Genomic DNA, 15,081 nt, shown 5'->3' on the forward strand with positions numbered 1-15,081 from the left:
CTGATTATCCTTGCGGTCTATGTGGCGATCTTTGTCGGGTCGTTCCTGGCCGTGCGCTTTTTCGTGCGCAAGACCACCAATGATTTTACCTCGCTCAAAACGGTGACCTTTGGCGATGAAAGCGCGGTCACCTCGAACCGGATCGCCTCGGTGGTGTCGGTTCTCACCATCTTCCTGATCTGGGGCGCGTTCACCGGGTCGAAATACGTGCCGTCCTTCCTGCACGCACCGGCGCCCTTTGTCGGTGAGACCTCGTTTGTCTACACGCTCGAGGATGCCAACGGTGCCCGCGACGATGCCACTGTTTTCGTCAAGGTGCAGGGCTTTGGCGAAAAGACCGACGATTTCGATGTCGATCCGGGGCCGGGCTTTGCCAAGAACGATGCCGTTTCGATGACCGCGTCGCGCTCGACCACCATCATCTTTGACAAGAATGATGAGACCAGTCGCAAGGAAGGCGCCAAGATCGTCGCCATCGACGGCACTCCGATTTCGATCGGCCAGTCGATCAAGACCGCCGCGGGCCAGTTCTCGCTGACCGACAAGGGCGCGATCAGCTTCCAGCCGCCCTCGGGCCTGCAGATGGAGCCGATCTGGCTGCCACCGCCCGAAGCCGTGGTCAGCCGCCTGGGCGAGATTGCGAAATCGGGCTATCGCGACAGCACCCTGTGGGAGCATCTGGGCTTCTCCCTGTTCCGTGTGATCGCCGGCTTCTTCTTTGGCGCGCTGGTCGGCATTCCGCTGGGCTATGCCATGGGGCTGAGCGACTGGTTCCGCGGCTGGTTCGACCCGATCGTCGAGTTCATGCGCCCGGTGCCGCCGCTGGCCCTGATCCCGCTGGTCATCATCTGGGCGGGGATCGGCGAGACCGGCAAGATCATCTTGTTGTTCCTCGCGGCCTTGTGGATCATGGCCATCGCCGCCCGCTCGGGTGTCTCGGGGGTCCGGATCTCGAAGGTGCATGCCGCCTATTCGCTGGGAGCCAGCAAGGCGCAGATCATGCGGTACGTGATCGTTCCGAACTCGTTGCCCGAGATCTTCACCGGTGCGCGGGTGGCGATGGGGGTCTGCTGGGGCACCGTGGTTGCCGCCGAACTGGTGGCGGCGGAAAAGGGTGCCGGGATGATGATCATGGTCGCGTCCAAGTTCCAGCTGACCGATATCGTCATCATGGGGATCATCCTGATCGGCGTGATCGGCTTTGGCATCGACATCCTGATGCGCTGGGCCGAACGGGTTCTGGTGCCCTGGAAAAGCAAGGGCTGAACTTTCCGTTGCAAGAGAAAACCGGGGCCCTGCGGGGCCCCGGTTCTTTTATTGCGGCAGACACGTGTTATTACGATCTTTCCTTGCCCGGCATGTTTGTGCCACATCTGCGCGCAAGGCACCTATCAGGGAGGACGGGACATGACCGGCAGCACTATCTATGACCAGCATCTGGACCGGACGCCGGCCAATTTCACGCCCCTCTCGCCGCTCAGCTATATCGAGCGGACCGCGGCGGTCTACCCCGACTATCCTTCCGTCGTTTATGGCGATCGTCGCTATACCTGGGCCGAAACCTATACGCGCTGCCGACGGCTGGCGAGTGCTCTGGCCGGGCGCGGCCTGGGCAAGGGCGATACCGTTTCGATCATCGCCGCCAATATCCCCGAAATGTACGAGGCGCATTTCGGCGTGCCGATGGCGGGGGCGGTGCTGAACGCGATCAACACTCGGCTGGATGCGCCCATCATCGCCTTCATCCTGTCCCATGCCGAGGCCAGGGTACTGATCGTCGACCCCGAATTTTCCGAGGTGGTGCGCGACGCCTTGGCACAGATCGACCGGCCCGACCTGTTGGTCGTGGATATCGAGGACCCAAGCTTTGCCGGCGGCGCGCCGGTGGGCACGCTGAGCTATGATGCGCTTTTGGCAGAGGGAGACCCGGATTTCGACTGGTCGCTGCCGGGGGACGAATGGGATGCCATCGCGCTCAACTATACCTCGGGCACCACGGGCAACCCCAAGGGTGTGGTCTATCACCATCGCGGCGCGGCGCTGAACGCGACCTCGAACATCCTGACCTGGGGCATGCCGCAACACGCGGTCTATCTGTGGACGCTGCCGATGTTTCACTGCAACGGCTGGTGTTTCCCCTGGACCATGGCGGCCAATGCCGGGGTATCGGTCTGCCTGCGTGCGGTGCGCGACGAGCCGATCTATCGCGCCTTCCGCGAGGAGAAGGTGACCCATTTCTGCGGCGCGCCCATCGTGCTGAACATGCTGGCCAACGCGCCCGATCACATGAAGGACTTTGACCATCAGATCAAGGTGATGACCGCAGGCGCGCCGCCGCCGGCTGCGGTGATCGAGAAGATGGAGGCGATGGGCGTCGACGTCACCCATGTCTATGGGCTGACCGAGACCTATGGCCCCTCGGTGGTCTGTGCCTGGAAAGAGGAGTGGGATGGTCGGCCCGGGGCCGAGCGCGCGGCGCTGAAGGTGCGCCAGGGGGTGCGTTATGTGGCGCTGTCGGGGCTGATGGTGGCCGATCCCGAAACGCTTGAGCCGGTGCCCGCCGATGGCGAGACGATGGGCGAGATCTTCATGCAGGGCAATATCGTCATGAAGGGCTATCTGAAGAACCCCGATGCCACCGACAGGGCGTTTCGCGGCGGCTGGTTCGCCTCGGGCGATCTGGGGGTGATGCATCCCGATGGCTATATCGCGCTCAAGGACCGGTCCAAGGATATCATTATCTCGGGGGGCGAGAACATCTCGTCGGTCGAGGTCGAGGATGTGCTCTATAAACATCCCGCAGTGATGGAGGCGGCGGTGGTGGCGCGCCCGGACGAGAAATGGGGCGAGACACCCTGCGCCTTTGTCGAGCTGAAGCCGGGGCAATCGGTGGAGGCCGCCGACCTGATCGCGCATTGCCGGGCGAACATGGCACATTTCAAGGCACCCAAGACGGTGGTGTTTGGCGAATTGCCCAAGACCTCGACCGGCAAGATACAGAAATTCCTGCTGCGCGAGCGTGCCCGCGCGCTCTGATCTGGGCGGGCACCGGAAAATTGCAAATTTTCCGGCCCGTTTTCCGTGCCGGAAAACGGCGTCGCGCGCGGTGCTGCAGGAGCGCGCTAGCGTCTGCGGTGGTGTAGGACCCGGCCCAGCGTGTTCATCAGAAGCTGCGCCGCCAGGATCGAGGTGCTGCCGCTCTGGTCGTAATCGGGCGCCACCTCGACCAGGTCGATCCCGGCGATCTCGCCACGCCGTGCCAGCCCGTCGATCAGTTCGAGCACCTCGTAATAGAGAAACCCGCCATGACTGGGCGTGCCGGTACCCGGCGCGATCGACGGGTCGAAGGCGTCGATGTCGATGGTCAGGTAATAGCGGACGCCTTCGGGGATACGCGCGAGCATCGCCGCCGTTCCCATCCGCCGTACGTGCCGCACCGACTGGATATCCGAGCCCATGGCGCGCGCCGCGTCATAGCCGTCCTTTGCGGTGGAGGAGACGTTGCGGATACCGATCTGGGTCAACCCGGTGACATGCGCCTTCTCCGCGGCGCGCCGCATCGGGTTGCCGTGGCCATAGCGCACGCCATGCCGTTCGTCGACGAAATCCAGATGCGCGTCGATCTGCACCACGTGGATCGGGTCCTGATCGTCAAAGGCGTTGATACAGGGGATGTTGATGGAATGATCACCCCCTAGCACCACCGGCAACGCCCCGGCCTGCAGGATCTTGCGGACGCCGAATTCGATATTGGCGTGGCTCTTGATCGTGTCGGTATGCACGATATCGGCATCGCCGATATCGACGATCCGCACCTTGGCGGGATCGAGATAGGTGATGTCGTCCTCGAAATCATAGGCGCCCGCATGGCCGAAGGAAAACAGGGTCGAGGCCTCGCGGATCGCACGTGGCCCCATGCGCGCGCCAGAGCGCCATTGGGCGCCGAAATCGAAGGGCGCACCCAGGATCGCGGCATCTGCGTCGATACTGTCCCAATCCTCGACATAGGGGTACTTGCCAAAGGTGCAAATGCCCACAAAGGGCAGGTTCAACCGTCCACTGTCATATCCGTGTGATGCCATGCCTGCTGCCCTCCGATCCTCGCCACATTAACGGCGCCCGGATCGTACCTGTCCAGTGGATTTCGGGCGGTGGCCGTTTTCCGGCACGGAAAACGGGCCGGAAAACATGTGTTTTCCGGCGGCTCCAGGATCAGGCGACGGGGGCGTGACGATCGGGATGCGCGGCGGAAAAGGAGGGGTGTTCGTTGCAGGCCGCCTCGACCGAAAGCAGGCGCGGCAGGTCGCTGATATCCACCTCCCAGCGGCGCGCATTGTAGATCTGGGGCATCAGGCAGATATCGGCCAGCCCGGGCGCATCGCCGCAGCAATAGGGCGATTGCTCGAACCCGGCCAGCCTCGTTTCGAAGGCTTGCAGGCCGGGGCGGATGAAATGGCGCATCCAGGCCCCCGGCATGTCCTCGGCTCCGCCACTGAGCTGGGTGGCGTGGCGGGCGACCTTCAGGTTGCAGACCGGGTGGATATCGACCGCGATCGCCTGTGCCAGCGCCTGCACCTGCGCCCGGCTTGCCGGGTCGGCGGGCACCAGCCCCAGCCCTCGGGTCTGGTCGAGATAATCGAGCATCGCCAGCGACTGGGTCAGCCGCAGGCCGTCGATGTCAAGCACCGGCACCAGCCCTTGCGGATTGCGGGCCAGATGTTCGGCTGAGCGGTGTTCGCCCTTGACCAGATCGACCGGGACAGCTGTGTAGGCGATCCCTGCGAGGTTGAGCGCAATGCGCAGCCGGTAGCTGGCGGAGGAGCGCCAATAGTCATAGAGGATCGTTTCGGTCATTGGGGCGTCTTTCCTGTCCGGGGCAGGGCGATGATAGGCGGTTGTCGTGTTGGTGTTAACCACCTTTGCGCGGGCGCGGCTCGTCAAGCCCTTGCGGGCTTTCCTCGCGTGGCTGGCCCGGCGCAAAGGCGCCGGACCAGCCCTGATCAGACGGTCTTGTTCAGCTCCTTGGCGTGCAACCAGGCGGCGTGCTGCGGCGCCTTCTTGGTGCGCGACCACTCTTCGAGCATGTCCCACTTGACCTCGTCCATGCGCTTGAGCAGCGCCTCTTCCTCCGGGTCGGGGCAGGCCAGTTCGACGCGGTGGCCATTGGGGTCGAAGAAGTAGATCGAGTGGAAGATCGAGTGATCGGTGACGCCCAGAACCTCGACGCCATTGGCCTCCAGATGCTCCTTGAACTCGATCAGCGTCTCGCGGTCCTTGACCTTGAACGCGATATGCTGGACCCAGACGGGCGTGTTCGGGTCGCGGCCCATCTCGGGCTTGGTCGGCAGTTCGAAGAAGGCCAGCACATTGCCGTTGCCTGCATCCAGGAACAGATGCATATACGGGTCCGGTTCATGGGTCGAGGGGACGTGATCCTCGGCAATCGCCAGGATGAAGTCCATGTTCAGCATCTTGCCATACCATTCGACGGTTTCCTTGGCGTCCTTGCAGCGATAGGCGACGTGGTGGATTTTCTCGATTTTCATGTTGCTCACTCCTTGAATGCGGCGGCTTTCAGCGCCTTGGACAGGACGGCGCGATCGCCGATATGGTTGGCCAGGACCAGCACGAGCCGGGCGTTGAGCGCATCGCTTTCCGCCTTGTCGAGCCCGTCATGGGCGGCCAGCAGCTCGGCATAGAAATCATCCGCGCCAGCGATGTTCGGGGTCAGTGTCAGATCGGACATGAGGCTCACTCCTTGCCGGTGGCCCGGCGGATCGCGTGCCGGAACTGGGTTTCGTCGAATGTCGCGCGGCGGGCAGCGACATGCTGGTCGGGGCGGATCAGATAGACAGCGCTGTCATTGTCGCCCAGATAGCGGCGTTTCAGCTCCATGGTCGGGTCGTCCTTGACCGAGAGCGCCAGGCGCGTGACCTCGACACCCTCTTCCTCGATGCTATCGGGGGCATCGGCGTCGATGGTCAGCAGGATGAACCTGTCGCCCAGCTTGGGCAGCAGGAACCCGTCACCCAGCGGCGCGTCGGGGCAGGGGCTGCCGGGACGGGTGCGCGCCGGGCCATCCAACAGCGCGTCGGCCGAGTTGAGCGGCGAGCCGTCATAGGTGCAGGGCACCGACAGGCGGCCCGAATTCACCAGCGGACGGGCGAATTCATACTGCTCGCTCAGGTCCAGCACCGCATCACGCAGGATACGCGACATCTCGGATTTGGGCGTGATGAAATCGGTGGAGCGCGACGAATTGAGGATATTCTCGTCGGCGCCGTGAACCCGCTCCATATCATAGCTGTCGAGCAGGCTTTCGGGTGCCTTGCCCTCCATCACCAGTTTCAGTTTCCAGATCAGGTTGTCGGTATCCTGCAGGCCCGAGTTGGCGCCGCGTGCACCGAACGGCGAAACCTGATGCGCGGCGTCGCCCGCAAACAGCACCCGGCCATGGCGGAACTTCTCCATCCGGCGGCACTGGAACGTGTAGATCGAGACCCATTCCAGCTCGAACTGCACATCCTCGCCCAGCATCGCCTTGAGCCGCGGGATCACGTTTTCGGGGCGCTTTTCACGCTCCTTGTCGATGTCCCAGCCCAGTTGCAGGTCGATGCGCCAGACATTGTCGGGCTGCTTGTGCAGCAGGGCGGATTGACCCCGGTTGAAAGGCGGGTCGAACCAGAACCAGCGCTCGGTCGGAAAACCCGCATCCATGATCACATCGGCAATCAGGAAGTTGTCCTCGAACACGCGGCCCACGAAATCGAGCCCCAGCATCGAACGTACCGGCGATCCGGCGCCATCGCAGGCGATCAGCCAGTCGGCCTCGACGGTGTACGAGCCTTCGGGCGTCTCGACCTCCAGCTTGACATGGTCGGGATGGGTGCCGATCGCCTCGACCTTGTTGCGGCCCCGGATTTCGATGGGGGCACCGGTCTCCTGCAATTCGCGGACCCGGTTCACCAGGTATTCCTCGAAATAGTACTGTTGCAGGTTGATGAAGGCGGGGCGCTGGTGGCCGCCTTCTGGCAGCAGGTTGAAGTCATAGACCTGCCGGTCGTCGAAGAAGACCTTGCCCAGGTTCCATTCGACCCCCTTGTCGACCATCGGCTGCCCGCAGCCGAGCCGGTCGAGGATCTCCAGCGGGCGCTTGGCATAGCAGACAGCTCGGCTGCCGAAACTGACCTTGTCATTATCGTCCAGCACCACGACCTCGATCCCCTGCTGGGCAAGGTCGATGGCGGCGGCCAGCCCGATGGGGCCGGCGCCGATCACGATCACCTTGTGGCGCACGGGGCTGGAGGCGTCCTGATCGGGACTGCGCGCATAGGCGTAGAGTGGGACTTCGAAGATTTTGTTCATGGGTCTCTCCTCCCAGGTCTGGGCGCACCCGGTGGGCCGAGGGCGCAAGTCTCCTGTCCTCTGCCGGGCATCCGCCAGAGGTCTTGTCTCATGGTCTCATCAGTTGACCCGGCGCGACACGATCTGGATCAATGTCGACCGGGCCGGGGGCTCATCCGCCCTGGCGGGCGTCTTCGCTGCGAAGAGACCCCGCAAGGGGTCGATGAGCGTCCCCTTCGGGTCAGCCTTGCAGGGCCTCCCACATTTCCAGGTCACGCTGCGCCGTCCAGATACGCGGCGTGTCGATGCCGCGCGCCTCGTCATAGGCGCGCGCCACGTTGAACGGCAGGCAGTGTTCGTAGATCGCGTAATCGGCAAACTTTGGGTCGCATTCGGCGCGCACCGCGTCCCAGGCCTCTTTCAGCGAGCCACCGCGTGCGGCGACGCGGGCCGCCGGGCGATAGGTGCTTTGTACAAAATCGCGGGTGTTCTCGATGGCGGCGTTTACCATCTCCTTGCCGACCAGGGCATCGCCGCGCCCTGGCGCAATCGCGTCCACATCGAACCAGGCGATATTGTCGAGCGTATTGCCCCAGTCGTTGAAATGCCCGTCGCCGCAATAGCAGGCCGAGTGATATTCGACGATGTCGCCGGTGAACATCACGTTCTGGTCGGGCACATGGATCACCGCGTCACCCGCCGTATGGGCGCGGCCCAGATGCATGATATCGACCCGGCGCTTGCCCAGATAAACGGTCATGCTGTCCGAGAATGTGGTGGTGGGCCAGGTCAGGCCCGGAATGCTCTCATGCCCTTCGAACAGGCGCGGAAAGCGCTGGAACTCGCTGTCCCAATCCTCTTGCCCGCGTTCCACCACCATCGAGCGGGCAGTGTCGGACATGATCACCTGACCGGCGCCGAATGCGCTGGCGCCCAGCACGCGCACGGCGTGGTAATGGGTCAGCACCACATGGGAAATCGGTTTGTCGGTCACCTCGCGGATACAGTCGATCACCTTTTGCGCCAGGCGCGGGGTGGCCTGCGCCTCGACCACCATGACGCTGTCATCGCCGATGATGACGCCGGAATTGGGGTCGCCCTCGGCGGTAAAGGCATAAAGCCCTTCGCCCACCTCGGTAAAGCTGATCTTCTTTTCGCTCATGTCGCCTTGCGACGCGAATGCCTTGGCCATGTGTCAGTCCCTTTCCAGGAATTCCAGCCGGTTGCCAAAGGGGTCTTCGGCAAAGAACCGGCGGCGGTTCTCGATTGTGTCGTCCCAGCGCGGGCTCTGGCCCAGGGCCTCGATCCGCGCGGCAACGGCGTCTATGTCAATGACGGCAAAGCCCGGATGGGCCTTGCGGGCGGGGGTGAAGTCCGGCTCCACCCCCAAATGCAGTTCGGCGCCGTTGAGCGCCAGCCACAGCCCGCCGCGCGCCTTCAGCGCGTCGGGCTTGGCGATCTCGGCCAGACCCAGACCCGCGCACCAAAAGGCGCGCGCCGCGTCCTCGCCCCCGGCGGGGATCGCGATCTGGATATGGTCGAGAGACAGGGTCATGCGCAGTTCAACCCCAGGCCTTGGCGGGCAGAATCTGGCCCGTGCAATCGCCAAAGCCGATGGTATAGCCGTCGCCACGCGCATTGCCGCGCAGGGTCAGCGTGTCGCCATCCTCGATGAAGCCCCGGGTCTCGCCGGTCTCCAGCGTAAAGGGCTCGCGCCCGGCCCAACTGAGTTCCATCAACGAGCCGAATTCGCCGCGTTCCGGCCCCGAGATGGTGCCCGACCCCAACAGATCGCCCGCATTCATCGCGCAGCCGCCAATGGCGTGATGGCACAGCTGCTCGGCCGCCGAATAATACATGCGGCTATAGTTGGTCCTGGCGATGACCGATGCGCGGTCGGCGCCTTCGGGCTGCATCAGAACCTCAAGCTCGATGTCATAAAGCCCGTCCCTGCTGCCCTTGAGATAGGGCAACAGTTCTTTCTCACGCGGGGGCGTGGGGGCGCGGAAGGGCTCCAGCGCGGCGGCCGTCACGATCCACGGAGAGATAGAGGTGCCGAATGCCTTGCCCTGGAACGGCCCCAGCGGCTGATACTCCCAGCCCTGGATATCGCGCGCCGACCAGTCGTTCAGCAGCACATAGCCAAAGATCATCGCATCGGCCTCGTCCACCGTGATCGGCTGGCCGAACTCGGACCCGGTGCCGACAATGGCGCCCATCTCCAGCTCGATATCGAGCCGTTTCGAGGGGCCGAATGACGGCATCTCGGCATCGGGGGCCTTGGTCTGGCCATTGGGGCGATGGATCGGCGTGCCCGACACCACGACCGAGGAGGCGCGGCCATTGTACCCGATCGGAATATGCAGCCAGTTGGCCGGCAGATCGGGCGAGCCGCGCAGGATCGCGCCCATGTTCTGGGCATGCTGACGACCGGCGTAGAAATCGGTGTACTCGCTGACCACCAGTGGCATGTGCAGCGTGGCCTCGGCCATCGGCACCAGCAGCGGTTCGACAGCCTCCTGCTCTTTCGACCCTTTGGACAGAAGCGCGGTCAGCCGTTCGCGCAGGGCGGCCCAGACGGCGGGGCCTTCCTCCATCAGGTCATTCCAATAGGGCACATCGAACAGCGGATAGTCGGTCAGCGCGACCAGTCCCTCGGCCTCGGCCGCGGCCATGTCGAGGATCATGTCGCCGATGGCCACGCCACAGCGGGGTTCATCCTCGCCGGTCGAGAAGACGCCATAGGGCAGGTTGTTCAGCGGAAACGGGTGGTTGGCGCTATTGGCCGAAGCCACCCAGGATTTCAAAAGGGGCATGTTGTCTCCAAACGGATGTCACGGGCGGGGCCGAGATTTTTCGCCGAAAAATCTGGACCCCCTCAGCCGCAGCCTATTTCTTGCCAGGGGTGCCGTCGAATTTCTTCTCCAGCGAGGTCCAGCAGTCGATGTAATCGTCCTGCAGCGGCGCCTCCTTGGCGGCGAATTCGGTCAGGTGTTGCGGGAAACGGGTTTCGAACATGAAGGACATGGTCTGGTCCAGCTTGTCGGGGCCAAGATTGGCGTTCGACGCCTTCTCGAACGCTTCCTTATCCGGCCCGTGCGGCAGCATCATGTTGTGCAGGCTCATCCCGCCGGGGACAAAGCCCTGCGGCTTGGCGTCGTACTGACCATAGATGTTGCCCATCAGCTCGGACATGATGTTCTTGTGATACCAAGGCGGGCGGAAGGTGTCTTCCATCACCATCCAGCGCTCGCGGAACAGGACAAAGTCGATATTGGCGGTGCCCGGCACGCCCGAAGGCGCGGTCAGCACGGTGAAGATCGACGGATCAGGATGGTCGAACAGGATCGCACCCACCGGGCAATAATTGCGCAGGTCGTATTTGACCGGGGCGTAATTGCCGTGCCAGGCCACCACGTCCAGCGGGCTATGGCCGATCTTGGTGGTGTGGAACTGGCCGCACCATTTCACCGTCACGGTCGAGGGCGTCTCGCGATCCTCGAACGCCGCCACCGGCGATTTGAAATCGCGCGGGTTGGCCATGCAATTGGCGCCGATCGGGCCACGGCCAGGCAGCTCGAACTTCTGGCCATAGTTTTCGCAGACAAAACCACGGCAAGGGCCTTCCAGCACCTCGACCCGGTAGACCAGGCCGCGCGGCAGGATGGCGATTTCCTTGGGTTCGACGTCGATGATGCCCAGTTCGGTCGCAAAGCGCAGCCGGCCCTCTTGCGGGACCACCAGCAGCTCGCTGTCGGCGGAGAAGAAATAGTCATCCACCATCGACTCGGTGACCAGATAGATATGGCTGGCCATGCCCACCTGGGTGTTCACGTCCCCGGCGGTGGTCATGGTGCGCATGCCAGTGAGCCAGGTCAGCCCCGCGCCCGAATGTGCCACCGGATCCCAGCGGTACTGCCCCAGGCTGATCACATCGGGGTCGATGCAGGGGGCCGACTTCCAATAGGGCAGGTCGATCTTTTCATAGCGGTGCGAATGCTTGACCGAGGGCCGAATGCGATAGCACCAGGTCCGCTCGGGGCGGGTCGCGGTAAAGGCGGTGCCGCTCAGCTGTTCGCCATAAAGGCCATAGTTGCATTTCTGCGGGCTGTTCATGCCCTGGGGCAGGGCACCGGGCAGCGCCTCGGTTTCAAAATCGTTGCCCCAGCCCGGCATATAACCTGCGGTCGTGCCGGCGGGTGTCGCGGCCTGCGTCAGCAGATGGGGGTCTGTCGGTCGGTTCATGTCGCGTGTCTCCGGTAATCTGCTTGCGGATTAATAGTTGATTTTGTAACTAACAAGCATGACAGAGACCAATTTACCCGAAAATGATGACTTTGAGTTGCGAAGTTTCCTGCCATTCCTGCTGAATCAGGCGGCTGAGCAGAGTTCGCTGGAGTTTCAGCAGGTCTACAAGAATCGCTATGGCATGCTGCGGACAGAGTGGCGGGTGCTGTTTCATCTGGGCAATTCCGGCGAGATGACGGCCAAGCAGATTGGCGATCTGGCGCTGATCCACAAGACCAAAGTCAGCCGCGCGGTCGCCAAACTGGCGCAACGGCGCTATCTTACACGGACACGTGATGAGCGCGACCGCCGGTCCGAGCGATTGTCATTGACCCCGGCGGGAGAGGCGGTTTACCGCGAGCTGCGCGGCATCGCCGAGCAATATGACGCGCGGATGGCGGCCAAGTTCACCAAGGGCGAAGTGGCGCTGTTGCGGGTCATGCTGCGGCGTTTGGCGGCGATGGAGTGACCCTCGCAACCGGCGGCGCGACTGCTTAGATAGGCCCCAAGACCGGCGCGGGCGCCGTGGGACTGGAGATGCGCATGGATGCGGCAGGACAATTTCACGCCGAGGCGGATGCCTCATCGACACAGCTGGTGTCATGGCTGCTGCAACGCGGCCTCGAAGGCGCGCGGCAGGATGAACTGCTGCACGGGTATTGCGAACGGCTGGTGGAGCTGGGGGTGCCACTGTTCCGCCTGCACGTGGCGCAAAGCGCGTTCCACCCGAAATACGGCGGGCTGGGGTTCAACTGGTTCCGCGATCAGGGCGTGTCGAGCGAGGAATACGGCTATACCGAGACCCCGAATGCGGCCTGGATCCGCAGCCCGCTCTATCACCTGCTCGACAGCGGCGAGCAGGAGTATCGGGAACGTCTGCTGGACAGCAATGCCGACAGCCGCTTTCCGCTGCTCAACGAGTTGCGCGAGCGGGGAGCGACCGACTATTTCGCCGCTGGCGTGATCCTGGAAAAGCGCGAACATTTCGAGCGTATCGACCCGACCAACACGCCCGAGGGGGTCCTGATCTCGTGGGCCAGCGACGGGCCAGACGGGTTCTCGGACACCGATCTGCGGCTGGTGCGCGAGTCGCTGCCGCAACTGGCGCTGGCGCTGAAATCGGCGGCCAACCGTCAGATGGCGGGTGACCTGCTGCAGGTCTATCTGGGGCGCGATGCGGGGCGGCGGGTGCTGTCGGGCGAAATTCAGCGCGGCTCTCTCCAGCAGATCGACGCGGTGCTGTGCTATTTCGACCTCAAGGACTTTACCGCGCTGACCGAGCGCACGCCGGGGCCCGAGCTGATCGCGATGCTGAACGACTATTTCGGCATGGCGGTGGCGATCATCCAGGGTCATGGCGGCAATATCCTGAAGTTTCTCGGCGACGGCATCCTTGCCATGTTCAACCTCGAGACGCCCGAACAGTCGGCGGCGGCGGGGCTGGATGCGGTGGTACAGATGCGACGTTGCATGGAACAGAAGAATGCCGAACGTCAGGCCCAGGGTGAGACCACCACCGGGGTCACGCTGGCCTTGCATGCGGGCGAGATCCTCTATGGCAATATCGGCGCCGAGAACCGGCTGGATTTCACCGTGATCGGACCGGCGGTCAACCTGACGGTGCGCCTGTCGGGGTTGCACCGGTCGGTGGGGCGCAACATCATCCTGTCCGAACCGGTTGCCAAGATCGCCGGCCACACCGCGCATGATCTGGTCAGCCTGGGCCGTTACATGCTGCGCGGCGTGTCCGAGCCGCAGGAACTCTATACGATCTACAAGGCGCCTGCCTGATCAGAAGTCGATCTCGACCCCGGGCAGTTGCAGCGCCTTCATCATGTCGCGCAGCTCCTGCCGGGCGGCGATGTTCGAGATGTTGAGCTGCTTGACCCCAACATCCTTGAGGTCGAGCAGTGTCAGCCCGCGCGGGAACAGTTCACGAAAGATCACGCGTTCCGAGAAACCGGGTGCGATGCGGAACCCGATGCGGCTGGCCAGCATCTCGATGGCGCGTTCCATCTTTTCCTTGTTGACCATGCGCTGGGTGCCGACGCGGTTGCGCACCACCACCCAGTCGATCGGTTTCAGCCCGGCCTGCGCCCGCAACTGCCGCGCGTTCCAGACCATTTCGGAATAGACCGAGGGGCCGAGGATCTTCTCGCCGCTGGAATCGATCCGGGCAAGCAGGTCGAAATCGACGAAACTGTCGTTCAGCGGGGTGACCAGCGTGTCGGCCAGCGAATGGGCGACCTGGCTCAACCTTGTGTGCGAGCCGGGGCAGTCGATCAGGATAAAGTCGCTGTCTGCCTCAAGCCGCGCAACGGCTGCGGACAGGCGATGGTCGAACACGTTCTCGCCCGGTTTCAGCGAGGCGGGGTCGATCTCGGGCAGGTCGTGATTGCGCGGCGAAGGCAGGTCCAGCCCCGAGGCCTTGTTGAAGGCGGTGCGGTTCTCGAAATAGCGCCCCAGGCTGCGCTGGCGCAGATCGAGGTCCAGCGTGTTGACCTTGTAGCCCAGCCGCGCCAACGCGCTGGCCACATGCATGGATACGGTGGATTTGCCCGCGCCGCCTTTTTCGTTGCCGACGACGATGATATGCGCCATTGCCTGCGTCCCCTGATCTCCGAACCTTTGCCGGTCCGGTATTGGGCCACACTATATGTTGTGTGTCAGATGAAGGGAAGCGCGGACACGATCCGCGAAGGGCGAATACGGCGTTCTGCTCGCAGAAAGCTGGAAATGCGCGCTGCGCTCGGCGCGGAAGACAGAAAACAGGGTCGGGCCCCGGTCTGAAAAACCTCCGCCAACTCATTCCGATCTGCGGATTGTTTGCGGATAGTGTCGCCATCGACCAGCCCTCACATGACCGGGTCGGTTGGCATATGGGTGGCGAACGATGTCTTGAGCGGCTTTGATGACGCGGGCGCTGTACAGGTGGTGTGGCTATGTCGCTGACAATGCCGGGCCAAGGACCTGTCGCCAGATCGTGGCCGGGCTCCAGGCAGCATGGCCAAGGGTGACCATGGTCGACAGCGACCTTGCCCATCTGCTCGCTTGGCGGTGCAAAGGGGTCAGGCCAGCCCGTCCTGGTCCAGCAGATGCCGCCCTTGGCGGTCCTCGACCTCGATCACCCAGAGGTCTGGGTCGAAACTGCGTTGCCGCGTTATGGCGGCGTCCACCTCAGTTTCGGGGCCGCTGGTCAGAACCGTCCAGGATCGCGCGCCGCTCATCAGGTCGTATTCGCGGTGATAGGCGACGGCCTTGCCGTCCAGCGTGCTGAGCTTGACCAGAACCGCGCCTGCCGTGTCGTCGCCATGGGCCATCACATAGGCGGGAATGTTCATCAGGCGCAGGCGCGCCAGATAGGCATGCACCCAGAAGTCCGCCGTCAGTCGTGCCATGCGCTGTCCTCTTGGTGGAGCGGGAGATTTTTCGTCGAAAAATCTCGGCCCG

15 protein-coding genes are annotated in these 15,081 nt (G+C 63.3%); 4 read left to right on the forward strand and 11 right to left on the reverse strand.

Going from position 1 to position 15,081, the window contains the following annotated elements; translation table 11 throughout:
- Both SPO_RS03415 and SPO_RS03420 read left to right on the forward strand, forming a co-directional pair.
- Window positions 1-1,266 carry an ABC transporter permease gene (locus SPO_RS03415; RefSeq protein ID WP_044028991.1) on the forward strand — a complete coding sequence of 422 codons (1,266 nt, stop codon included), beginning with the start codon at window positions 1-3 and terminating at the stop codon, window positions 1,264-1,266.
- Window positions 1,267-1,407: 141 nt separating this feature from the next.
- Window positions 1,408-3,036: an acyl-CoA synthetase gene (locus SPO_RS03420; protein ID WP_011046428.1), complete on the forward strand. Its 1,629-nt coding sequence runs from the start codon at window positions 1,408-1,410 to the stop codon at window positions 3,034-3,036.
- Between the two features lie 86 nt (window positions 3,037-3,122).
- Here the strand turns inward: SPO_RS03420 and speB are convergent, their stop codons facing one another.
- The 9 genes from speB to hmgA all read right to left on the reverse strand — a co-directional run bounded on the left by speB (window position 3,123) and on the right by hmgA (window position 11,589).
- Window positions 3,123-4,082 carry an agmatinase gene (gene speB / locus SPO_RS03425; RefSeq protein WP_011046429.1) on the reverse strand — a complete coding sequence of 320 codons (960 nt, stop codon included), beginning with the start codon at window positions 4,080-4,082 and terminating at the stop codon, window positions 3,123-3,125.
- A gap of 130 nt (window positions 4,083-4,212) precedes the next feature.
- Window positions 4,213-4,854, reverse strand: coding sequence for a maleylacetoacetate isomerase (maiA, locus tag SPO_RS03430; RefSeq protein WP_011046430.1), 642 nt, complete (start codon window positions 4,852-4,854; stop codon window positions 4,213-4,215).
- Window positions 4,855-5,000: 146 nt separating this feature from the next.
- Window positions 5,001-5,546: a VOC family protein gene (locus SPO_RS03435; RefSeq protein WP_011046431.1), complete on the reverse strand. Its 546-nt coding sequence runs from the start codon at window positions 5,544-5,546 to the stop codon at window positions 5,001-5,003.
- 5 nt (window positions 5,547-5,551) lie between these two features.
- Window positions 5,552-5,746 carry a DUF2783 domain-containing protein gene (locus SPO_RS03440; protein WP_011046432.1) on the reverse strand — a complete coding sequence of 65 codons (195 nt, stop codon included), beginning with the start codon at window positions 5,744-5,746 and terminating at the stop codon, window positions 5,552-5,554.
- 5 nt (window positions 5,747-5,751) lie between these two features.
- Window positions 5,752-7,365: an FAD-dependent oxidoreductase gene (locus tag SPO_RS03445; RefSeq protein WP_030003180.1), complete on the reverse strand. Its 1,614-nt coding sequence runs from the start codon at window positions 7,363-7,365 to the stop codon at window positions 5,752-5,754.
- Between the two features lie 220 nt (window positions 7,366-7,585).
- Window positions 7,586-8,536: an MBL fold metallo-hydrolase gene (locus SPO_RS03450; protein ID WP_011046434.1), complete on the reverse strand. Its 951-nt coding sequence runs from the start codon at window positions 8,534-8,536 to the stop codon at window positions 7,586-7,588.
- A gap of 3 nt (window positions 8,537-8,539) precedes the next feature.
- The gene (locus SPO_RS03455) at window positions 8,540-8,899 is read right to left on the reverse strand and encodes a VOC family protein (RefSeq protein WP_011046435.1); all 360 of its coding nucleotides are present in this window, start codon (window positions 8,897-8,899) and stop codon (window positions 8,540-8,542) included.
- 7 nt (window positions 8,900-8,906) lie between these two features.
- Entirely contained in the window at window positions 8,907-10,160 is a 1,254-nt protein-coding gene (fahA, locus tag SPO_RS03460; RefSeq protein ID WP_011046436.1) for a fumarylacetoacetase, read from the reverse strand.
- A gap of 73 nt (window positions 10,161-10,233) precedes the next feature.
- Window positions 10,234-11,589 (reverse strand): homogentisate 1,2-dioxygenase, encoded by a 1,356-nt coding sequence (gene hmgA, locus SPO_RS03465; RefSeq protein WP_011046437.1) that lies wholly within the window; start codon window positions 11,587-11,589, stop codon window positions 10,234-10,236.
- 58 nt (window positions 11,590-11,647) lie between these two features.
- Here hmgA and SPO_RS03470 point away from each other — a divergent pair, with 58 nt between their 5' ends.
- Both SPO_RS03470 and SPO_RS03475 read left to right on the forward strand, forming a co-directional pair.
- On the forward strand, window positions 11,648-12,100 hold the full coding sequence (locus tag SPO_RS03470) for a MarR family winged helix-turn-helix transcriptional regulator (protein ID WP_011046438.1): 453 nt from the start codon (window positions 11,648-11,650) through the stop codon (window positions 12,098-12,100).
- A 74-nt stretch (window positions 12,101-12,174) separates the two neighbouring features.
- Entirely contained in the window at window positions 12,175-13,422 is a 1,248-nt protein-coding gene (locus SPO_RS03475; RefSeq protein ID WP_011046439.1) for an adenylate/guanylate cyclase domain-containing protein, read from the forward strand.
- On the opposite strand, the gene SPO_RS03480 is transcribed toward SPO_RS03475, so the two are convergent.
- Together SPO_RS03480 and SPO_RS03485 are read right to left on the reverse strand one after the other, a co-directional pair.
- Window positions 13,423-14,232 carry a division plane positioning ATPase MipZ gene (locus SPO_RS03480; protein WP_011046440.1) on the reverse strand — a complete coding sequence of 270 codons (810 nt, stop codon included), beginning with the start codon at window positions 14,230-14,232 and terminating at the stop codon, window positions 13,423-13,425. It abuts the gene before it with no gap.
- Between the two features lie 467 nt (window positions 14,233-14,699).
- Entirely contained in the window at window positions 14,700-15,029 is a 330-nt protein-coding gene (locus SPO_RS03485; protein ID WP_011046441.1) for a DUF1491 family protein, read from the reverse strand.
- Window positions 15,030-15,081: the final 52 nt, after the last annotated feature.

This window comes from Ruegeria pomeroyi DSS-3 (genome assembly GCF_000011965.2).
GTDB classification, from domain to species: domain Bacteria; phylum Pseudomonadota; class Alphaproteobacteria; order Rhodobacterales; family Rhodobacteraceae; genus Ruegeria_B; species Ruegeria_B pomeroyi.